The sequence below is a fragment of the Apibacter sp. wkB309 genome (assembly GCF_002964915.1).
Lineage (GTDB): Bacteria > Bacteroidota > Bacteroidia > Flavobacteriales > Weeksellaceae > Apibacter.
Genome location: NZ_PSZL01000022.1, coordinates 164,468 through 185,632 on the forward strand (window position 1 = coordinate 164,468; position 21,165 = coordinate 185,632).

The window sequence follows — 21,165 nt, forward strand, 5'->3', positions numbered from 1 at the left end:
ATGATATTTATTTATATATTATAATAAACTATTAATTGGTATAGTTTTTGTATTCTTTATTTTAAATTTTAACACTAAAAATTATGGAATACTTATTTAATTCAATTTCTGAATTTATTACTCCTGAAGTAATAACCAATATTTCCAAAATTTCAAAGGAAAAAGAATCAAATATTATTCAAGCCCTTCATACTACAACAGCAAGTTTACTTGAATTAATTTTAGAGAAAGGAGAGCAAAAAAAGCTAGAATCCATGTGTAAAGGTATTGGAAAGATGAATATATTATTTAGTGTTTCAAATTTATTTTTGGATCCAACGAATTTAAAAAAGCAATGTGCAAGTTCTAAATTTTTGTTTTTTTTACTTAAAGATCGATTAGAAGAATATTATTCCTTGATTGCCTCTTCTTCTCAAATATCTTTATTAAATTCTAAAATTATAGTAAACAAACTGGGCTTATTAATATCTGCATTCCTGGGTGAAAAAATAATTTCTAATATTAGTTTTGTTACTATATTAAATCAACTGCAAGATGAAAGAAATGATTATCAGGTATATATACCTTTTGAGATGTCTAAAATTATAGAGGAATATAATTTTAAAGCCTATTTGCAACAAAAATTTTGGATGTCGTTTTTTTGATGATGTTATCTATAAATTAATTTATTGACTTTTCTAAATTATGATTTAATTCTATACTTTATATAAGTTTTACATTATCTTATACAATATCTATAGTGCATATGCTATAATTAAGCATTGTTTAACTGTAAGTATTTAGTTTATGAATTATAAATATTTATTAACCTAAATTACAGCTAAAAGCTTTTTATATATTAGGTAAATTTATATATATCAATCAGGGAATTATAACATCAATAGTAAATAAGACTATAGCTATAAAACTTTCAATTGATTAAATAAGTAATACAATAAGTGGAAAAATAGTTATTATTGCTTACGGTTGGGAATAAATATTGCATTATTTAATAAATTAATACATTTGATATATAAAAAATATTTATGCATCATACTATTGCATTTTACAATGTTGAAAATCTATATGAATCCGGAAATAATAAAAATATTGGCGATTTACCTTTTCAGGGTAGTCGTTCCTGGAACATTTCAAGATATAAAAATAAATTAGCTAAAATAGCCAAAACCATTAGTAGGATAGGAGAAGAAGAAACTCAAAAATTACCAACGTTTTTTGGTTTATGTGAAATTGAAAATAAAAAGGTGATAGATGAACTTCTTGAAGAATTTCCGTTTAAAGCTAATTATGGGTATGTTCATAAAGACTCATTGGATGAAAGAGGTATAGATACCGCTTTTTTTTATAATAAAGAATTCTTTACTATTGAAGATTCAGAATTTATAAGAATTCCTATATTTAATAGTGATGGTAGTAGAGATTATACAAGAGATATTACGTATGCAAAAGGAAAACTAGAAAATATAACCATTCATTTTTTTGTATTGCATTTACCTTCTAAAAGAGAAAATAATATTAATGTCTCTAAACGTATTCATATACTACACGAATTAAGAAAAAAAATTAATGAAATTTTTGATAAAGATATCTTAGCAAATATTATTATAATGGGTGATTTTAATGAAGATCCTACCACCACCTATTTATATCAACAACTTTGGAATAAAAAAACGATACAAGAATTAAAAGAACGCGAATTATATAATCCCTTTGAGAATTTATATAAAAGAGATTTATACAGTACTTTTCATGAAGGAAAAGGGATGCTTTTTGATCAAATTATTTTTTCCAAATCTTTTTTCGATGAAAACAGCAAACTTAGATATTCAAATTCCAATGTATTTAATCCTCCATTTCTTCAAAGTCCGGATAGGGAAAAATTAGGAACCCCTTGGCGGACCTATACAGGAAGTAGATATTTAGGAGGGTATAGTGACCACTTTCCTGTATATGCTATTATAGAAAATATAAAATAAAAATAAGATTTTATATTTTATACTTTGAAATATTTCTTTTTCAACATATAGATAATATCTTTTTGAGTAATGAATATTTCATCAATAAGGGTATCTGACTCATTCATTACCGGTTTATCTTTAGGAATATCATTCGAATCTAATAACATAGATCCATTACCTGTAAGCAGCCAAGTAGGATTTAATTCCGGAAACGTATGTAAAATTTTTTCAATCGTATCTGTATGTAAACCCGACTTGTTCCTTCTAGCTCTTCCGATAAGTCCAACAGATAAATTTGCTAACTTGGTTAGTTTATTATCATTTAGGTTTTTATAAACCATAAAATCTAATAATCTGTCAATAGTAGTTTTATGTTTATTTTCCATAATTTAATGAATAAAATAATGAATATATAAAAAATAAGGTATGTTTATTAATAGTACAAAATTAAAAAAAAAGTTTTATATTGATAATTTTCAAGATTAAATATTTATATTTACAATTAAAATAGTTGTGTAACTGCTTCAATATATGATACAAAAAGATTTTTTAGAGAACATTATCGAAATTTTTAAACAAAATGATAAATTTGAATATGTTGACTTTAAAGTTGATATAAATCAAAATACTATTAAAATTATATATTTAATAGAACCCAAATATTATATTTTATTTAAAGATGAAAATTATTTCATTAAAAATAAGGATAATGAAAAATATACTATTTCAGGAGAAGCAGTTCCCGGCAGATTTTCAATGCATGAAAATTTCATTATAGATTCAATTGCTAACGTATATATAAAAATAGAAAAGTGGTTGGAAGTTATTTGGAATGAAATTTCATTAGCTTCTCCATTAGGTCTTTTGGCTGAAGAACAAGAACAAATAGACAAAATTTGTGAAAAATTTGATGAATATGATGATTATTTCAATACGGAAGAAATTATAAGAATTAAACAAAAACTTAAACTTCTTAGAAAAAAGCTTGAAGAAGAAATAACATCTATTGTAGATGATGAAGAGATAAGCAGATTGGAAATTCAAAAAATGAATAAGAATTTTGATACATTGGAACAAATACTACCTTCACTAAAAAAGAAAGGGTGGGTGAGAAGCCTGACCGGAAGAGTATTCCATAATATGAAAAGGTTATTGGATCTTAGACAAAAATTAATATTGGATTCATACAATAAGCATAAAGAAGAATAGAAAGTTAATTTATCTATTAGTAATTTTTATAATGCTATTATAAATTTCTATATGGAAAAAAATCTATTAAATAAAGATTCAAGGATAAAATATATAGTTAAAATTTTCTAAAATTTTATACTCATAATTTTATAATAATTTTAACATTGCTCATTTTTTGTCTCTTTTTGTTGTATAATTGCTTAATAATCAAATAAATATTTTTTTTTTCAGTATTGAAAATATATAGTTTTTTGTCAATAATTGATTAAATGAATTTAAGCGGTTTTGGATATTAGAAAAAAATCTATAACTTTGTAATCAAATAAATGAGGCTAAGGAAAATAAAGATTAACGTAAAGAAATTAAAAACTAAATATAATATAACATAATATAAAGATATAAACACTAGAAACTAAAAATTATTAATTTAACACTAAAGCTTAACACACTTTAACACTATTAACTTTATTAGAATTAATTAATTAACACTTTTAACACTAAAATTATTAATTAACACTAAGACTTAACACACACACTTTAACACTAAAAGCTTAGAAGAATTATTAATTAATTAACACTAAAACTCAATTTTGAAATTGAAAGATCATAATTGATTGAGTATTTATTAGAAAAGTCATCTTTTTAACACAAAAAGGTGACTTTTTGCTTTGCAATATACATATAATAAATTAAATGATATTTATTTTTTTATAAAATTTATAAAAAAAACAGGCTATTTTAAATAGCCTGTTTAATATATTATTAAGAATAAGATTATTACATTATATACTAAATGTTTTAACTTATTTTTTAGCTTCCTTTTCTTCTGATTCTTTTTTCAGTATTGCATCAAACTTTTCTAAAGTAATAGCTTTTTCTTTTTTCTGAATTTTTGAATCAAAAATTTTGAATAATTCTTGTTGAATTAAGTTGCCGGAACATTGACGAACATGTTCTTCATTTTTCATTGCATTCGCAACATATTTGTCTAACTCTGAATCAGGAATATCTACATATCCATACATTGCAAATTGTTGTTTCATTTGATTTTTAGTGAATTCAACCAAATCATTATATTGTACGCTTACCTGATTATCTGAAAGAATTTGACCTTCAATTAACTGATAACGTAAAGCTTTTGCAGATTTTTCATATTCCACATCCGCTTCTTCGTCGGTCATTGGTTCTTTGGACTTGCTTTTAATGAATTTTTTCAAAAATTCAGTGGGTAAATCGAATTGTATAGTATCTAATAACCATTCAACAGAATCATTCATGAATTTAGTATCAGATTCCTTTTTATAATAATTTTCGATTTCTTCTTTAATTTTAGCTCTTAATTCTTCTTCGCTCTTAATTTTATCTTTACCGTAAACTTTATCAAAAAGATCTTGATTTAATTCCGCTTTTGTTCTAATAGAAGTTTTTTCAACAGTAATTTTTAAATTGGCATTAAAGTGATGAGCATCTTCATGGGAAAGCCCAAAGAAATGTTGAAGTTGATGTACATCATTAAATAAATCCTGAGCCTTTAGAATAATAACATCACCTTTTTTCTTACCTAAAAAAGAATCTTTATTCTTTAAATCGTCTACCATAAAAGTTATAGTAGTATTTACACCACCTTCTACAGGATTTCCGTCAGCATCAATTTCTTCTACTTCTCCTACAAAATTTCCACCTTCTTCAATAGCATCGGCATCTACAACTTCTCCAAATTGAGTTTGCATTCTAGCAACAGTATCATCAATCTCTTTTTCAGTAGCCTCAATTTTATAATAAGGGATTTTAGCTTTAGAAAGATCAACTTTGAATTCAGGAGCTAATCCTAATTCAAATTCAAAGGTCATATCTTGAGCATTGGTATCCAATTCATTATTTTCTTTAGGCAAAGGTTGCCCTAATATGGATAATTTATTTTCAGAAATGAAGTTACTTAAAGCATCATTTAAAACTTTGTTGATTTCTTCAAAAGTTACCGCACCTTCATATTGTTTTTTAACAATACTCATCGGAGCTTTTCCTTTTCTGAAGCCAGGCATATTCAGCTTTTTACGATAATCATTAAGTGATTTCTCAACGTTGGGTTTATAATCTTCCGGCTTAATGGTGATTTTAACAATAGTATTTAAATCATCTATTTTGTTTTGTGTAACGTTCATTTATATTCTAATTTATAAGCGGGCAAATTTACAAAAACTATTTAAAAAATGGAAATATTTTAATACTAAGGATAAAACTGAAATCATATTTAATTCTCAATATATCTGTCATTTATCAAAATTATACTTCCAAGATTTTATGTGTTTATAAGGAATATTTAATAAAAAATGTTTAATAAATTGTTGTTTATTATTGAATAAATAAATAATTCATCAAGATTAATATGAATTTTAAATTTTATAGTTTTATAAATGGTTTAATCAAATTTATTTAGATTAATAAAAAAAACTGATAAATCATCTAATCTAAAAAAATAAAGTTTTACCATGAAAATATACAATTAGTTAATTAAATACCAGTCCATAGACTAATTTCTTAAAGTTTATAATGTATATAAAAATTGTGTATGATGTTGATATGATTTATATTTGCTATTCATAATAATAATCAAGCTTTGAAAAAAAGTAAACGATTACATACCTCCAATCCATCATTATCTACTACAGTAAATTTTTTATTTGAAGATAAAAAAGCTTCTTATATTATAAATAATGAAAAAAAAATTTTACATTATGAAAATTTAGTGAATCAAGTAGATAAAGAAATTTTAACACATAAACTTTTAAGAAATAATTTTTTTGATACCAAGTGTAATTTTTTAGACATTACACTATTAAATGACAAATTTACCCTTATACCTAACGAATTTTTTGAAGAAAGAACTGCAGAAAAGTTTTTAAATCTTAATGTTCCGCATTTAGAAAATTTAGGAATACGATTTAATTTAATTCCCAATTTTGATTTAGTTTTAGTTTTTTATTATCCCGAAATAATTGAAACTCTCTTTACCTCTTATTCCGAAAAAATAAGAATTTCTCATACGGGGTTTAAATTTTTATCAAAAATTAACAAAAACCTTTACAGTAATGGTTTTTTTATACACATTTATGATCATTATTTTGAGGTATCTATCATTGAAAATCAAAAATTATTTTTATATAATATATATCCATACAAAAAAGTTGAGGATATAGAATATTTTTTGAAACTTATTGCAAACACTTTATCCCAAGATATATCAACCTATATATTATATTATTACCACATACCGCACCATCTGAATGCAATAAAAAAATTTGAAGAGCTTTTTCAAAAGGTAGTACCCGGCGATGAAAATACTTTCAAAAGAGAAAATTATACACTATTAGATATATGATACGAATTATATCAGGAAAATTAAAGGGAAAGAAAATTTCGGCCCCCAAACATTTTGAGGTTAGACCCACAACTGATTTTGCAAAAGAAGCATTATTTAGCATTATTTCCAACAGATATATGATATCTGATATTTCTGTGCTTGATTTATTTTCCGGGATTGGTTCAATAGATTATGAATTTGCTTCGCGTGGTTGTAAAGATATAACCTCGGTAGAACTGAACGGAAAACATGTTAAATTTATTCAAGACACCATTAAACTCTTAGGAATAAATGAAGTAAATGTGATAAAACAAAATGTTTTTAGTTTTTTAGAAAAAGAAAGCTATAAAAAATATGATCTCATATTTGCGGATCCCCCTTTCGATTTAGACGATAAACAATACGAAAATTTAATAAAATCTGTATTTGAGAATCATTTTTTATCCGAACAAGGGGAATTTATTTTAGAACATAACACAAGAAAGGATTTTTCCGAACTTCCAAATTTTACAGAATCTAGAAAATACGGTAATGTTCGATTTTCTTTTTTTAGTTTATCTCATGATTAACCAGTAGTACATGTTTATACGAATTATTTTAAATATGTTTTTTAATTAAAAATAATTTTAAGAATTCATAAAGGATAAATCTGTTTCAATTTCTTTTCTATTCATTTAAAATTTTAAAATGATCTTGTTCTTCTAAAAAATTATACTGAGATCTCCATTTCTTTATTTCATCTAATGAAATGTTTTGACTATAAATTGCATTACGTTTATTGATTAATTCTAACTTTTTACCAGCGGGGGTATAAATTGATGAATGACCAATATAATTGAGCCCGGTTGGTTCAGAACCGATTCTGTTTACTCCGCAAACATAACATAAATTTTCAATGGCACGAGCTTTCAATAATGTATCCCAAGTATCTATACGAGAATCCGGCCAATTAGCAACATTTATCAATAAATCATAATACTCCGTATTTCTGAACCAAACCGGAAAACGAAGATCAAAGCAAATCATTGGACAAATTTTCCATCCTCTATAGGAAAAAACAACGCGATTATTTCCCGCTGTATAAGATCGATTTTCTCCTCCGTATGAAAATAAATGTCGCTTATCATAATACATTACTATTTTTCCTTCAGCAACAAAGATAAATCGATTATAAAATTTGCCATTATCTTCAATTACTAAACTTCCACAAATAGCGGTGTGTTTTTTTAAAGAAATTTCAATCATCCACTCTATTGTTTTACCGTCCATTTTTTCGGCGATTGTAGTGGGATTTAAGCTGAAACCTGAATTAAACATTTCAGGTAAAATAATAAGATCCGTTGAAGTTAAATCTTCTATAAGTAATGATAAAAAAGAAAGATTTTCAGAACAATTTTCCCACTGAGGAGAATATTCGATTAAATTGACAAATAAATCATTCGTAATCATACAATAAATTTTACAAAAACGTATCTTTTTTAATTCTATAAATACTTTAACCCAATTTATAAAATTTATTTAACATCAATATTTAAGAATCAAATTAGTAATATTAAAAAATAGTCAATATATAACCTAAAAAATTTATTGATCCTATATTCAATCTCCGCGAAAATTTAATATCTGACTGCATGTATGATTAGATTTTATTCTTTTATAATGCAAATCTACGAATTTATTAATTTTTAAAGATAAATTTAAGTTGTAAGTTGTGATTTAAATTAATAACTTTGAATAAATTTTATTAGTATGAGCACAAAAATTGATTATATCCCTTATAAAGTAAAGGATATCTCATTGGCCGATTGGGGAAGAATGGAAATTGAATTAGCGGAAGCAGAAATGCCCGGATTAATGGCCTTACGTAAAGAATACAAAGACGAACAGCCCTTGAAAGGCGCAAGGATAGCCGGTTGTCTTCATATGACTATACAAACCGCTGTTTTAATTGAAACCTTACAAGCATTAGGAGCTGAAGTTTCTTGGAGCTCATGTAATATTTTTTCTACTCAAGATCACGCAGCAGCTGCTATAGCAGCTAAAGGAACATCTGTATATGCTTGGAAGGGAATGAATGAAGACGAATTTAACTGGTGTATTGAACAAACTCTTTTCTTTGGTGAAGATAAAAAGCCATTAAACATGATTTTAGATGATGGAGGAGATTTAACAAATATGGTTTTAGATAAATATCCCGAGTTAGTACCGGGAATTAAAGGTTTATCAGAAGAAACTACTACAGGTGTACATCGTTTGCACGAAAGAGTAAAAAACGGTACGCTGCTATTACCGGCCATCAATATAAATGATTCCGTAACCAAGTCTAAATTTGATAATAAATACGGATGTAAAGAATCTGCTGTTGATGCAGTACGCAGGGCAACAGATTTGATGATTGCGGGAAAAGTAGTTGTAGTTGCAGGATATGGTGATGTAGGAAAAGGTTCAGCGGCTTCATTTAGAGGAGCAGGAGCCAGAGTTATAGTTACTGAAATCGACCCGATTTGTGCCTTACAAGCCGCTATGGATGGATATGAAGTTAAAAAGATGGATTATGCCATTACCAAAGCTGATATTGTAATTACTTGTACAGGTAATTGCGATATTATTCAAAGTAAGCATTTCGAGAAAATGAAAGATAAAACCGTAGTTTGTAATATAGGACATTTCGATAATGAAATTGATATGGCCTGGTTAAATGCCAACTATGGATCTACAAAGGTTACTATTAAGCCTCAAGTAGATAAATATACGATCAATGGTAAAGATATTATTGTTCTTGCCGAAGGTCGATTAGTAAATTTAGGTTGTGCAACCGGTCATCCAAGTTTTGTGATGAGTAATTCTTTTTGCAATCAAACGCTGGCTCAAATAGAATTATGGCACAATTCAAATAACTATGAAAATAAAGTTTATACCTTGCCTAAACATTTAGACGAAAAAGTTGCCATGCTTCACCTGGCTAAAATAGGAGTTGAATTGGATACTCTTTCAGAAAAACAGGCAAAATATATTGGAGTTCCTGTCAAAGGACCATTTAAATCGGATGAATATAGATATTAATAAATTCATTACTACACTAATTATGATCCGGAATTTTTCCGGATTTTTTTTGCTTTTACTGATTATGTTTAGGGTTTATTTAAAGCATTATTTTAATATAAAAAATTAAACAGGTGCTTATCACTCCTTAAAATTTGGATAAATATTAAATTTTTTATTAAGAAAACCAATTGTATTATTTAATTGGGTATTTATCATTTTTAATTAAAATAATTAAATGAATCATCTGTTAAACATATTAATTAGAAATATTAATTTATATCAAGTAAAAAGATTAAAGTGAGATAAATAGTAAAATTATTAAACTACAAGATTCATTTAATTTTTTGCATAAAAATTTAAAAGCTATACTTTTGCATTAAAAATTATAAGGATGTTAATATTAGTTATTAATGCGGGAAGTTCTTCTATTAAATATCAATTGCTTAACATGGATTCAAACTCCGTTATTGCTAAAGGATTGGTAGAAAGAATAGGTACGACTGGCGGAATTATTACACACAAATATCTGAAAAACGGCATTTCAGATAAAAAACAAATTCATCAAGAATTTCCTACACATGTTGAAGGAATGAAACTTATTGTTGAATTGTTAACAGCAAAAGATGTTGGAGTTATTAATGATCCATCAGAAATAAAAGGAGTAGGACATCGAATTGTACAAGGCGGGGGGAAATTTAACGTTCCGGTTTTAATTACTGATGAAGTAAAAAACGAAATTGATGAAATGAGTGCTTTAGCACCCTTACATAATCCTGCTAACTTGTTAGGTATTGAAGTTGCGCAAAAGTTTTTCCCAAATACCCCTCAAGTAGCAGTATTTGATACAGCATTCCATCTTACTATGCCACCTAAAGCATACAGATATGCAATTCCGAACCATTTTTACACAGATTACAAGATAAGATCTTACGGAGCGCATGGAACAAGTCATAAATACGTAAGAAGGCAGGCCGTAAATTACTTAAATAATCAAGAAGCTAAAATCATAACTATTCATTTAGGAAATGGATCAAGCATTACCGCTATTAATGAAAAGGGGGAGAGTATTGATACCTCAATGGGCTTTACCCCGCTTAATGGTTTAGTAATGGGTACTAGAAGTGGAGATATAGATCCATCCGTTCTTTTTTACATGGTTAGAGAATGCGGAGTAAAATTCGAGGAATTGGATGATCTGCTAAATAAAAAATCTGGAATGTTAGGTCTTACCGGAAAAAGCGATGCAAGAGATGTTGACGAGATGTATTTAAACGGTGATCCTAACGCTATTTTGTGTTTAGACTTGTATTCTTATAGAGTTAAGAAATACATAGGAGCTTACATAGCCGCTTTAAATGGTGTGGATGCGATTGCTTTTACAGCCGGAATCGGTGAAAATGATGCGCAATTACGATCATTAATTTGTAAAGACTTAGATTATTTAGGTATTAAATTGGATGAAAACAAGAATGTTGAATTGAGCGGGCCGGAAAAGGTAGAAGAAGTTCAGGCTTCCGATTCAAAAGTTAAAATAATGATAATACCTACTAATGAAGAATTAGAAATAGCTAATGAAACTTTGAACATTTTAAACAAAATGTAAATAGTAAAGATATAAGATAATAAAACAAAAGCTGCAATAATTTGCAGCTTTTGTTTTTTGTTGAGTATAATTTACCTATTTTGTATAAACAACTTCTACATTTTGTTGTTGAGGAAGAGTTTTAGATCTCACCTCATCAGGAGATATATGAGCATTTATTTTACCTTTATTTTCTGCAATACCAAAAGTTAACCAATATGGAAGGATACATACTAAAAAAGTAAGACACCAAAAACCTATAAAGGCAATTAATAAAAATAAAATAAATCCTATAAACTTCACAAATGGCCAAGAGCCTATATAAAGCAATGTTACCATAATACAATTATTATATATTGTTTTGCTCAAATATAATAATTAATTTTAATCAAAACAAAAAATAATTCAGGTTATTATAGCTCAACTTATCAAAAAATTATTTTGAAAGATGAATTGCTCTGTTAGTATCAAGTATGGCCTTATTATTTTTATAATCTATCCATTTTTGTCCCTGTCTTTTTCTCATAAAATTATCGTAATTCCTTTTAATGAAAATATTCAATACAGCATTAGCAAAATTGGCAGGTCTTTTAGCCAAAGATCGTAAACTCATTGAAAAACTCGGAGTTAAATATTGCATATAGTGCCACCAACCCTCAGGCATGTATAGCATTTCACCATGAGATAAATGAGCCTTATATGGAGTAACGTGTTTTAATCCGGGCCATTTATCAAAATCCGGATTATCAAAATCTATGTCTTCTCTGCAAATAGTAGCATATGGTATCTTATACATATACTTCGTATCTTGAGGCTTCATCAATATGCATTGTTTTTCACCTGCAAAATGAAAATGTAAAATATTGGCTAAATCTATATCAAAATGCATAAAAACATTGGAACCCGCACCTCCGAAAAACAACATAGGTAAATTTTTAAATAAATTTAGGCCTAAGTCCGGAAACTTAAAATCGTTTTGCATGGCCGGTACTTGTTTCAGTATATTAAATAAGAATATTCTTAAATCAGTCGGGCCTTTTTGAAGTAAATCAATATAGTCGGACATTTTCATTCTGGCGTCCGGTTCATTTACTTTTTTATCAGCACTAACAGGATCATTATTATACAGAGGAACAATTTTATCACCTGCAGCTTTTTTAATATAGTCAAAATTCCATTTTTTATAAGCAGGCCAATCTTCAGTCAGTTTTTCAATTACTACCGGTTTTTGTGGTTTATAATATTGATTATAAAAGTCTTCTTTGGATATTTTTTCAACTCGGTCAATAGGTTTATAAGTAAACATAGGTTTAAGGTTTATAGTTTTTTATAGTTTCATGAATTCATAAGATCTTCTAATTCTTCAATTTCGATAGGTATATTTCTCATTAAATTGTGAGGATTTCCATTCGATTGAATCACTACATTATCTTCTATTCTAATCCCGAATCCTTCCTCCGGAATATAAATACCCGGTTCAACGGTAAACACCATATTAGGTACAAATGATTCCGTCAGTATACCATAATCGTGTGTATCAAGGCCCAAATGATGAGAATTTCCGTGCATAAAATATTTCTTATAAGCGGGCCATTTCGGGTCTTGATTTCTAACTTCTTCTGTTGTTAAAAGATTTAATTTTAACAATTCTTCCGTCATTATATTACCCACTTCTTCATGGTAACTGTACCAATTATTACCCGTAATTAAAAGCTTAGTAGATTCATTTTTAACATTTAAAACCGATTGGTATACTTCTTTTTGTCGGGGTGTAAATTTTCCGTTCACGGGAAGAGTACGTGTCATATCCGAAGAATAATTGGCATATTCGGCCCCCACGTCCAACAAAACAACATCTCCGTCTTTACATTCTTTATTGTTTAATATATAATGCAAAACATTGCTGTTTTTCCCGGAAGCTATAATAGGTGTATAAGCCCAGCCCTTGGAACGGTTTTTAATAAATTCATAAATTAACTCCGCTTCAATTTCATATTCCCAAACTCCCGGTTTAATAAATGGAAGAATCCTTCTAAACCCTTTTTCCGTTATATCACAAGCTTGTTGAATAGCGTTTATTTCTTCAGGTTCTTTAATTGAGCGTAGATGTTGTAAGATGGGATTGCTTCGTAAATAACAATGACCTCTGTATTTATTTTGTAATTTTTTTATGAATCTATCTTCTCGGGTTTCAACAACTTTTTCGGCTCTGTAATGTTCATTAATATTTATATATATATTATCCATTTGAACAATAACCATTTCAAGAATTTTATCAAAATCTTGTAACCAGTACACATTTTTAATTCCTGAAACTTCTGTTGCTTGCTCTTTAGAATATTTTTCTCCTTCCCAAATGGCAATATGTTCATTAGTTTCCCGTAAAAAAAGCATTTCTCTATGTTCCTCTAAATAAGCATAGGGACATAATACTAAAATAGATTCTTCTTGATCAATTCCTGAAAGATAAAATAAATCTCGTTGCTGTTGAAAAGGGAGAGTACTGTCTGCACTGATAGGATAAATATCATTACTGTTGAATATTGCAACTGATTTTGGGGCCATTCTTTGGACAAATTTTTTTCTATTTTTAATAAATAAATCTTTGTCTAAAGCATTATATCTGGTATTCATTTAACTAATTTTTATTTATCAAAAATAACAATAATACTTCAACTCTTTATAATTTTAGAAAAGTTAAAAAAGCTTTTTTAGTTTATTTACTTTATTGTTATATAGATAAATTTATTATTTCAAAAGAGCATATGAATGCATTATTAATAAAAAGAAAGGCTATTTTTCTAAATAGTATCAATAATCATTGAATAGCCTAAATGTTAATTATTAAAAGTTAAATAAATTTTTTCTTTTTTTCATGTATTTAAAGACAAAAATTGCAGGTTTTTTTTATAAAAAAAACGAAATTTGTTCAATAAAAATTCCTCTTAATTAAGATAAGACATGAATAATAACACTATTAAGAAATTGAAACCCGAGTCTATATGGAATCATTTTGCGGATTTGAATTCCGTACCAAGACCTTCTAAAAAAGAAGAAAAAGTTATCAAATTTATTAAAGACTTTGGAGCATCTTTACATTTAGAAACTATTGAAGATATCTGTGGAAATGTGGTAATAAAAAAACCGGCAACCCCGGGATATGAAAATAGAAAAAAGGTGGTTTTACAATCCCATTTGGACATGGTTTGCCAAAAAAATAATGATGTTGATTTTGATTTTGAAACTCAAGGAATACAAATGACTTATGAAGGAGATTGGGTTCATGCATTAGGAACAACCTTAGGGGCAGACAACGGAATAGGTGTTGCTGCCATCATGAGTGTTTTATCTTCAAAAGATATTGAGCATCCGGCTATTGAAGCTTTATTTACCATTGACGAAGAAACCGGTTTAACCGGAGCATTCGAATTAAGTAAAGATATATTATCAGGAGATATTTTGCTTAATTTGGATACAGAAGAAGATGATGAAATTGACATAGGTTGTGCGGGAGGAATTGATGTTACAGCAAAAGCAAATTATGAAGAAAAAGAAATCAATAAAAATACTGAAACTTACCGAATTAATTTGTCCGGTTTACATGGAGGTCATTCCGGAATGGAAATTCATAAAGGTTTAGGTAATTCTAATAAGATATTAAACCGTTTTTTATATGATTTTTTAAAATTTAATATTCAATTGATTTCTTTTGATGGAGGAGGCTTGAGAAATGCTATACCTAGAGAAGCTTTTGCTATATTTTCAATATCCTCTGAGTTTGAAAACAAATTACAAGAACAATTTAATCAACTATATTCAGAGATCAAATCAGAATTTAGTAGTATAGATAGTAATCTAAATATTCAGCTTTCTCAGATAGATCATGTAGAAAAAGGATTGAGCGTTGAAGACAGTAAAAAATTTATCTCAAGTCTACAAGCTGCTCCCAACGGAGTATTTCGAATGAGTCCGGATATCAAAGGATTAGTTGAAGCCTCAAATAATATTGCAAGAGTAAAATTGGAAAAAGGAAAGGCTGAAATACAATGTTTAACGCGATCATCAGTTGAAAGTTCTAAAATGTGGGTGGCAACGTCACTTGAAGCTGCATTAGAGTTAGGAGGAATGAAAGTTGATTTAACCGGTTCATATCCCGGATGGAAACCAAATCCCTCTTCAGAAATATTAAAACTGGCGGAAAGTATTTATGAAAAAAAATACGGAGAGAAACCTTCTGTTCAGGCTTGTCATGCAGGGTTGGAATGTGGAATTATTGGTGAAAAATATCCATCAATGGATATGATTTCATTCGGGCCAACTATTAAAGGAGCCCACTCTCCTAAAGAAAGAGTTAGTATATCATCGGTTCAAAAATTTTGGGATTTCTTACTGGAAATTCTTAAAAACATTCCGGTAAAATAAAATTTTTTTTATGAGCTTGTTAAGAGAGGAGTAATTTTTTGCAGATATACCACAATTTAATAAATAATGATCTGTAAGATTCTTAAATAAATTAATTTTAATAAGCTCATATTTTAATATATGGTAATAAAATGTCAATTACTTTTTAAGTAAAATAGCAGCTATTAATAATAATCAATTAATTTTGCAAAAAGAGTTGCTATTTTTAAGTAATTTCTATAAAATAATAAAACTATTATAAATTAAACTATATATGTCAACATATGTTGTTGTCGGCTTACAATGGGGCGACGAAGGAAAAGGAAAAATTACAGACGTTTTAGCGGAAAAATCAGATTATGTAGTACGCTATCAAGGAGGAAATAATGCAGGACATACAGTATACGTAGGAGAAGATAAATTTGTATTACATCTTTTGCCTTCCGGAGTTCTTCAATGTAAAGGAAAATGTATCATAGGAAATGGGGTGGTAGTAAATCCTGAAGCTTTTTTCAATGAAATAGAACAAATTGAAAAAAGAGGTTTAAATACCGATCATGTTTTTATCAGCAGCAGGGCTCATATCATTATGCCGTATCATATTTTACTTGATACTTATAGAGAAGAATTTGCAGGAAGTTCTCAAATTGGAACAACCAAAAGAGGGATAGGACCTTGTTATGAAGATAAAATTTCAAGAACAGGGATCAGAGCCATTGATTTATTAAATCCTGAAGTTTTAAAAACTAAAATAAAGGAAAATCTTAATGTTAAAAATGTTTTATTTGAAAAGCTGTTTAACAAAGAACTTCTAAAATTTGATGATATTTACACAAAATATCTTGAATTTGGAAAAAAACTTAAAAATCGTATTATAGATTCAGAATATGAAATTAATCATGCGATAAAAGAAGATAAAAACGTTCTTTTTGAAGGTGCACAGGCACTTATGCTAGATATAGATTTCGGAACCTATCCTTATGTAACCTCGTCGTCTCCAACTACCGGTGGCACTACCGTAGGAGCAGGGGTTCCACCAACCAGTTTAAAAAATTTAATAGGAGTATCCAAAGCATATTGTACACGGGTTGGTAACGGGGCTTTTCCCACTGAATTGGAAAACGAAACAGGTGAACTTATACGTAAAATTGGTAATGAATATGGGGCATCAACCGGACGTCCACGTCGTTGCGGTTGGTTAGACTTAGTAGCCTTGCGCTATTCATGCATGATTAATGGGATTACGCATTTAGTAATAACCAAATTGGATGTATTAAGTGATTTTGATAAAATTAAAGTAGGAACCGCCTATAAAACGCCTGAAGGTAGTATAACTGATATTTTCCCGTCTACTATTGAAGAATTAGCAAATTATGAAGTTATTTATCAAGATTTAGACGGTTGGAAAGAAGATATTTCAAAAGTTACCTCTTATGAGGAATTACCTATTCTAGCTAAGAAATATTTAGAATTTATTGAAAATTTTCTAGGAGTTCCAATATATTTAGTTTCTGTAGGTCCTGAAAGATCGCAAAATATCATTAAATCTAATTTGAAATAATACTTATTATTACATTTTATTTCAATTACTTTGTTCAAGCCATAATAAATAATATTTATATATAATGTATTGAACATTGTATTTTATTGATGAATTAATAATTGAATTATAAATATATTCACTTAACCTATTAAAAAGGAGAATGAAATCAAATATCATTGTTATCATTCTCCTTTTTATATTATTTAAATATTTTATTTATTTTGCCATATATTCTATATCAAATATTTAATTTTTAAAATTTAATAAAAGATTTATAGTAGTAAAAATCATTGTTATATGTTATAAAATTTTATAAATGATTTTTTTTATATAAAAAATATAAATGGAATATTTATATATTCTTAATTTTTAATTTCAAAATGCTAATTATATGACAAATATTATTCTATTTTATGAAAATAAATTCCTATTTATGATAAATTATTGTTTATATTGCAAGGTATTTGAGAGAGTAATTCAGTATCCGTAGGATTTACTATAAAACATTACTATTAAAAGCGAGTTTTTATATAAAATGATTCGAGCGTTTTATATTGCTTTTTAATGTTATATTGATTACTATTATGAAAAAAACTAATATTATATGCGCTTATGAGAGAAAAATTTTTACTTATTATTCTATTGCTTTTTAATATTTATACTGCTCAAGAAACTGAAAATAACATTTCGATTGATTCAACTAATATAAAAAGTATAAATCTAGAAGAACGTTTAAAAAATTCAATACCATCTTATAATTTATCAAAAATTGAAAAGTTGATTTCAAAATTGTCATCAATCAATGGTATTGAATCAAATGAATATGATGATCGGTACTTATCGGAAAAAGATTTTGATAAATTGACAATCAAAGAAAAATTTACCTACACTATGGTTTATCCCGAAATTAAATCTTCAAGCGAAGATATGGATTCCCTAGCGATCTATGAGGAAAATAAAATTTTCGGAAAGCTGCCTACTTCGGTTAATGATCCCAAATGGAGTGCAAGACAAAAAAAGTTTTTAAAACAATATCGAAAAAATATTCAAGAATTTATACGTGAAACCTCTTTAAAAAATCAATTTATGGGTCTCAACTTTAAAAAAGCTTTATTGGAAATTAATGCTATTGAGTCCATACCATTTCTTGTTGATTTTTATAATTCAACTGATAAAAATGATAAAGATTTATTAACGGTGTTAATGCTATTAGTTAAAAAAGGAAAATATTATCCATTTGTTCGATCCAATGTCTATCGCCAATTATATAATGATGATGTAAATTCTCAAGTCAGTTGTATAGACTATTCGGATATAAATGAGGAATATATATTAAAAACGGCCCATAATTATTATTTACAAGCGCCAAAAATAAAATAGATTTAATTTTATATAAAAAAATAAAACAGGAATATACTTCCTGTTTTTTATTTTAAAAGTTAAAAATTTATTCTACGATAAGTTTACCTCTCATTGTCGCACTATGAGCGGGAAATGTACATAAATATTCATAAGTTCCTTTTTCATTAATCGTAAAGGTTATCGTATCTTGTTCACCTCCTCCTAACAATTTGGTATGGGCAACAATCGACGGATCATTTTTAGGAATATAATCATCAGCCGCATCCTTAGCTGCTCGATTTGCGAAATCATTAAAATTGGTACCCGGTTTTATAATTACTATATTATGTCCCATATCTTTAACACTTGCTTTACCCACATGTTTAAGTGTAAGGGTAATGGGTTTTCCTGTTTTTGCTTTTAATTCGTGTATATTAAATTGCATAGCATCATCTCCCTCTATTATAAAAGTATTTTCAGGGAGATTAGCAATCTCTTCCTCTTTGGATTTTTGAATATCTTCTTGTGTCATAGAAGCGGCTGCAGATAAAGGATCAATTTTATGTGATGAATCCTTTTTATTACAAGAAGTATAAAGATTTAATGAGGTTATTAAAAATAGTGCAAATAAAATAATCTTTTTTTTCATAAATTTTTTAAAATTTTAGGGTTGACTAGAAGTGTTCAGATTTTAAGGAAAAGTAAATGTAAAAGAGTATAAGATTAGTTTCTTCAAAATTAGTAATTTTTTATTAGAATAAAATTAAAAATTAGCTATTTACAATTAATATATCGATAAAAATCAATATTTATATAAAAATTGATATAATAAATAAAATTATTTGAATATTAATTGTAGCATGTATCCAATTATTTTAAAGTTTTATTTTTTTTTATATTGATATATTAGTATGTTAGAATATTATAAAATAGTAATACATTTTTGTATATTTTTTGATATTATTAATAAATATTATTTAAAATTATAAAAAATCAAACATGAATCTTCAAAATATACTGAAACGTTTACCGATTAAGATAACTAGTTATAAACCTATTTCGGGAGGAGACACAAATAAGTCATACGTTTTACAATCTGAGGAGGGAAATTTTTTTATGAAAACTAATAGTACAAAAGAATTTCCCGGAATGCTTAGAGAGGAAGCAAAAGGACTAAAATCTATAGAGGAAACCCATACGTTAAGAACCCCTAAGATTATTAAAATAGATGATAGTGGAAATGAGCAATATTTAATTCTCGAATTAATTTCCAAGGGTCAAGCTAATGAAGAAATATGGGGAAATTTTGGTAAATCTCTTGCTTCGATGCATAAAATTCCTCAACCGTTTTTTGGATTCAGTAGCGATAATTATGTGGGACTTTTACCTCAAAAAAATACGAAAGCGTCTACATGGGGTGAATTCTATGCTCAATATCATTTACAACCCTTAATAAAAAAATTGACTGATATGAATGCTTTAACTAATCAAGAAGTACGAGCGGCAGAAAATTTTTATCAACAAATTGATGATATTTTTCCTAAAGAAACTCCATCACTAGTCCATGGAGATTTGTGGAATGGCAACTTCTTAATATCAGATACCGGTGATCCGGTGGTTTTAGATCCGGCCGTTTATTATGGACATAGAGAAATGGATTTGGGCATGACCCGTCTGTTTGGTGGATTTTCCGTCTATTTTTATGAAGGTTACAATTCTAAATATCCATTAGAAAAAGGATGGGAGGAACGTATACCCTATACCCAATTATACCCTTTGCTGGTTCATTCCATTTTATTCGGCAATTATTATTTAGATGAAGTTAAAAGTATTTTAAGTGAATTTTAGATTTTTTTATATTTTATTAGAATCTCAAATGCTTACGATATTGCGCGATTAAGAAACGTCTCTTTTATTTCTTTTGTAAACCAAGGAAGAAACCAATATACTGGCTTCGTATAGTAAATATAAAGGACAAGAGGCAACGAGCATCGAAGGAATATCACCGGGGGTGATAAACCCGGCAATTATTAAAATAATAACCAAGGCATGTCTTCTGTATTTTTTTAAGAAATTTGGAGTTAAAATACCGATACTGGTAAGAACATATACAATAATAGGCAATAAAAAAATCAAGCCCATTCCTAATACGGTTTGTAATAGAATTCGTATATAACTGGACAGATCAATGTTAACTTTAATGGTTTCGGAAATATTAAAAAAATAACCAAAGTGCATTGTCAAAGGAGTAACAAAAAAATAACCGAAACAACATCCGAGAATAAAGAGAAAATAAGTTGAAATAAAAAAAGTCAAAGAATTTTTCTTTTCATTCGGTTTAAGTCCGGGAGAAATAAATTTCCATAATTCATAAATAACATAAGGAAATACCAATATAAATCCTCCTACAATAGACACATAAAAGGCTGTATTTAATTGCTCAAAAATTTTACGCACTTGGATGGGAAATTCGTCGGGCATGTCAAATACATCACTAGAACCAAAAATCCTACCGAAAAAATTCATAAGTTTAAAGGTCAAAAAATTCTTATGTATCGGACCGAATATAATATGGTCCATTACAAAATGAATTTTATATCCAACGAAACATGCCCCTAAACATATAGCCACTAAAGATCGTAAAATATGCTTTCTTAAAACGCCAATATGAGCAAGAAACGGCATATTCGCATTATCATTCTCTTTTTTTTGAGCCATTGAATTTTTTTAGTTAAATAAAGAA

Annotated in this window: 19 protein-coding genes; 11 read left to right on the forward strand and 8 right to left on the reverse strand. The window is 27.8% G+C overall.

Translation table 11 applies throughout. The annotated features are described in order from the left end of the window. Positions 1-83 precede the first annotated feature (83 nt). Both C4S75_RS06540 and C4S75_RS06545 read left to right on the forward strand, forming a co-directional pair. Entirely contained in the window at positions 84-644 is a 561-nt protein-coding gene (locus C4S75_RS06540; RefSeq protein WP_105297500.1) for a hypothetical protein, read from the forward strand. 381 nt (positions 645-1,025) lie between these two features. Further along, positions 1,026-1,976: an endonuclease gene (locus C4S75_RS06545; protein ID WP_105297501.1), complete on the forward strand. Its 951-nt coding sequence runs from the start codon at positions 1,026-1,028 to the stop codon at positions 1,974-1,976. Between the two features lie 17 nt (positions 1,977-1,993). Here the strand turns inward: C4S75_RS06545 and C4S75_RS06550 are convergent, their stop codons facing one another. Next, positions 1,994-2,344, reverse strand: a complete 351-nt coding sequence (locus C4S75_RS06550) for a hypothetical protein (RefSeq protein ID WP_105297502.1) — start codon at positions 2,342-2,344, stop codon at positions 1,994-1,996. Positions 2,345-2,489: 145 nt separating this feature from the next. Here C4S75_RS06550 and C4S75_RS06555 point away from each other — a divergent pair, with 145 nt between their 5' ends. Then, positions 2,490-3,167, forward strand: a complete 678-nt coding sequence (locus C4S75_RS06555; protein WP_105297503.1) for a hypothetical protein — start codon at positions 2,490-2,492, stop codon at positions 3,165-3,167. A gap of 785 nt (positions 3,168-3,952) precedes the next feature. Here the strand turns inward: C4S75_RS06555 and tig are convergent. After that, complete coding sequence (tig, locus tag C4S75_RS06560; RefSeq protein ID WP_105297504.1) at positions 3,953-5,311, reverse strand: trigger factor; 1,359 nt, start codon at positions 5,309-5,311, stop codon at positions 3,953-3,955. A 455-nt stretch (positions 5,312-5,766) separates the two neighbouring features. Here tig and C4S75_RS06565 point away from each other — a divergent pair, with 455 nt between their 5' ends. Both C4S75_RS06565 and C4S75_RS06570 read left to right on the forward strand, forming a co-directional pair. Further along, positions 5,767-6,528 (forward strand): DUF3822 family protein, encoded by a 762-nt coding sequence (locus C4S75_RS06565; protein ID WP_158254228.1) that lies wholly within the window; start codon positions 5,767-5,769, stop codon positions 6,526-6,528. Then, positions 6,525-7,079: an RsmD family RNA methyltransferase gene (locus C4S75_RS06570; protein WP_105297506.1), complete on the forward strand. Its 555-nt coding sequence runs from the start codon at positions 6,525-6,527 to the stop codon at positions 7,077-7,079. Before C4S75_RS06565 ends, C4S75_RS06570 begins: the two co-directional genes overlap by 4 nt. Before the next feature lie 97 nt (positions 7,080-7,176). Here the strand turns inward: C4S75_RS06570 and C4S75_RS06575 are convergent, their stop codons facing one another. Further along, complete coding sequence (locus tag C4S75_RS06575) at positions 7,177-7,959, reverse strand: nitrilase-related carbon-nitrogen hydrolase (protein WP_105297507.1); 783 nt, start codon at positions 7,957-7,959, stop codon at positions 7,177-7,179. 300 nt (positions 7,960-8,259) lie between these two features. Between C4S75_RS06575 and ahcY the strand changes: the two genes are divergently transcribed. Further along, positions 8,260-9,573 (forward strand): adenosylhomocysteinase, encoded by a 1,314-nt coding sequence (ahcY, locus tag C4S75_RS06580; RefSeq protein WP_105297508.1) that lies wholly within the window; start codon positions 8,260-8,262, stop codon positions 9,571-9,573. Between the two features lie 373 nt (positions 9,574-9,946). Continuing rightward, entirely contained in the window at positions 9,947-11,158 is a 1,212-nt protein-coding gene (locus tag C4S75_RS06585) for an acetate/propionate family kinase (protein WP_105297509.1), read from the forward strand. Positions 11,159-11,233: 75 nt separating this feature from the next. Here C4S75_RS06585 and C4S75_RS06590 read toward each other — a convergent pair whose 3' ends face one another. From C4S75_RS06590 to C4S75_RS06600, 3 genes are all read right to left on the reverse strand, one after another. Beyond that, entirely contained in the window at positions 11,234-11,476 is a 243-nt protein-coding gene (locus C4S75_RS06590; protein WP_105297510.1) for a hypothetical protein, read from the reverse strand. A 97-nt stretch (positions 11,477-11,573) separates the two neighbouring features. Further along, a complete protein-coding gene (locus tag C4S75_RS06595) occupies positions 11,574-12,443 on the reverse strand; it encodes a cupin-like domain-containing protein (protein WP_105297511.1) in 870 nt (289 codons plus the stop codon). Positions 12,444-12,472: 29 nt separating this feature from the next. Further along, positions 12,473-13,771 (reverse strand): aminopeptidase P family protein, encoded by a 1,299-nt coding sequence (locus C4S75_RS06600; protein ID WP_105297512.1) that lies wholly within the window; start codon positions 13,769-13,771, stop codon positions 12,473-12,475. Between the two features lie 327 nt (positions 13,772-14,098). Between C4S75_RS06600 and C4S75_RS06605 the strand changes: the two genes are divergently transcribed. From C4S75_RS06605 to C4S75_RS06615, 3 genes are all read left to right on the forward strand, one after another. Further along, complete coding sequence (locus C4S75_RS06605) at positions 14,099-15,559, forward strand: aminoacyl-histidine dipeptidase (RefSeq protein ID WP_105297513.1); 1,461 nt, start codon at positions 14,099-14,101, stop codon at positions 15,557-15,559. A 253-nt stretch (positions 15,560-15,812) separates the two neighbouring features. Then, entirely contained in the window at positions 15,813-17,099 is a 1,287-nt protein-coding gene (locus C4S75_RS06610; RefSeq protein WP_105297514.1) for an adenylosuccinate synthase, read from the forward strand. A gap of 594 nt (positions 17,100-17,693) precedes the next feature. Next, positions 17,694-18,461 (forward strand): hypothetical protein, encoded by a 768-nt coding sequence (locus C4S75_RS06615; protein ID WP_105297515.1) that lies wholly within the window; start codon positions 17,694-17,696, stop codon positions 18,459-18,461. Between the two features lie 67 nt (positions 18,462-18,528). Here the strand turns inward: C4S75_RS06615 and C4S75_RS06620 are convergent, their stop codons facing one another. Next, positions 18,529-19,071 (reverse strand): plastocyanin/azurin family copper-binding protein, encoded by a 543-nt coding sequence (locus C4S75_RS06620; protein WP_105297516.1) that lies wholly within the window; start codon positions 19,069-19,071, stop codon positions 18,529-18,531. Between the two features lie 350 nt (positions 19,072-19,421). Between C4S75_RS06620 and C4S75_RS06625 the strand changes: the two genes are divergently transcribed. Next, positions 19,422-20,270, forward strand: a complete 849-nt coding sequence (locus C4S75_RS06625; protein WP_105297517.1) for a fructosamine kinase family protein — start codon at positions 19,422-19,424, stop codon at positions 20,268-20,270. Between the two features lie 48 nt (positions 20,271-20,318). On the opposite strand, the gene tatC is transcribed toward C4S75_RS06625, so the two are convergent. Then, positions 20,319-21,140 carry a twin-arginine translocase subunit TatC gene (tatC, locus tag C4S75_RS06630; RefSeq protein WP_105297518.1) on the reverse strand — a complete coding sequence of 274 codons (822 nt, stop codon included), beginning with the start codon at positions 21,138-21,140 and terminating at the stop codon, positions 20,319-20,321. Positions 21,141-21,165 lie beyond the last annotated feature (25 nt).

Bases quoted from the DNA above. Each gene is read 5' to 3' on its own strand.
- C4S75_RS06540 (WP_105297500.1), top strand. From the start codon at position 84: ATGGAATACTTATTTAATTCAATTTCTGAATTTATTACTCCTGAAGTA.
- C4S75_RS06545 (WP_105297501.1), top strand. From the start codon at position 1,026: ATGCATCATACTATTGCATTTTACAATGTTGAAAATCTATATGAATCC.
- C4S75_RS06550 (WP_105297502.1), bottom strand. From the start codon at position 2,344: ATGGAAAATAAACATAAAACTACTATTGACAGATTATTAGATTTTATG.
- C4S75_RS06555 (WP_105297503.1), top strand. From the start codon at position 2,490: ATGATACAAAAAGATTTTTTAGAGAACATTATCGAAATTTTTAAACAA.
- tig (WP_105297504.1), bottom strand. From the start codon at position 5,311: ATGAACGTTACACAAAACAAAATAGATGATTTAAATACTATTGTTAAA.
- C4S75_RS06570 (WP_105297506.1), top strand. From the start codon at position 6,525: ATGATACGAATTATATCAGGAAAATTAAAGGGAAAGAAAATTTCGGCC.
- C4S75_RS06575 (WP_105297507.1), bottom strand. From the start codon at position 7,959: ATGATTACGAATGATTTATTTGTCAATTTAATCGAATATTCTCCTCAG.
- ahcY (WP_105297508.1), top strand. From the start codon at position 8,260: ATGAGCACAAAAATTGATTATATCCCTTATAAAGTAAAGGATATCTCA.
- C4S75_RS06585 (WP_105297509.1), top strand. From the start codon at position 9,947: ATGTTAATATTAGTTATTAATGCGGGAAGTTCTTCTATTAAATATCAA.
- C4S75_RS06590 (WP_105297510.1), bottom strand. From the start codon at position 11,476: ATGGTAACATTGCTTTATATAGGCTCTTGGCCATTTGTGAAGTTTATA.
- C4S75_RS06595 (WP_105297511.1), bottom strand. From the start codon at position 12,443: ATGTTTACTTATAAACCTATTGACCGAGTTGAAAAAATATCCAAAGAA.
- C4S75_RS06600 (WP_105297512.1), bottom strand. From the start codon at position 13,771: ATGAATACCAGATATAATGCTTTAGACAAAGATTTATTTATTAAAAAT.
- C4S75_RS06605 (WP_105297513.1), top strand. From the start codon at position 14,099: ATGAATAATAACACTATTAAGAAATTGAAACCCGAGTCTATATGGAAT.
- C4S75_RS06610 (WP_105297514.1), top strand. From the start codon at position 15,813: ATGTCAACATATGTTGTTGTCGGCTTACAATGGGGCGACGAAGGAAAA.
- C4S75_RS06615 (WP_105297515.1), top strand. From the start codon at position 17,694: ATGAGAGAAAAATTTTTACTTATTATTCTATTGCTTTTTAATATTTAT.
- C4S75_RS06620 (WP_105297516.1), bottom strand. From the start codon at position 19,071: ATGAAAAAAAAGATTATTTTATTTGCACTATTTTTAATAACCTCATTA.
- C4S75_RS06625 (WP_105297517.1), top strand. From the start codon at position 19,422: ATGAATCTTCAAAATATACTGAAACGTTTACCGATTAAGATAACTAGT.
- tatC (WP_105297518.1), bottom strand. From the start codon at position 21,140: ATGGCTCAAAAAAAAGAGAATGATAATGCGAATATGCCGTTTCTTGCT.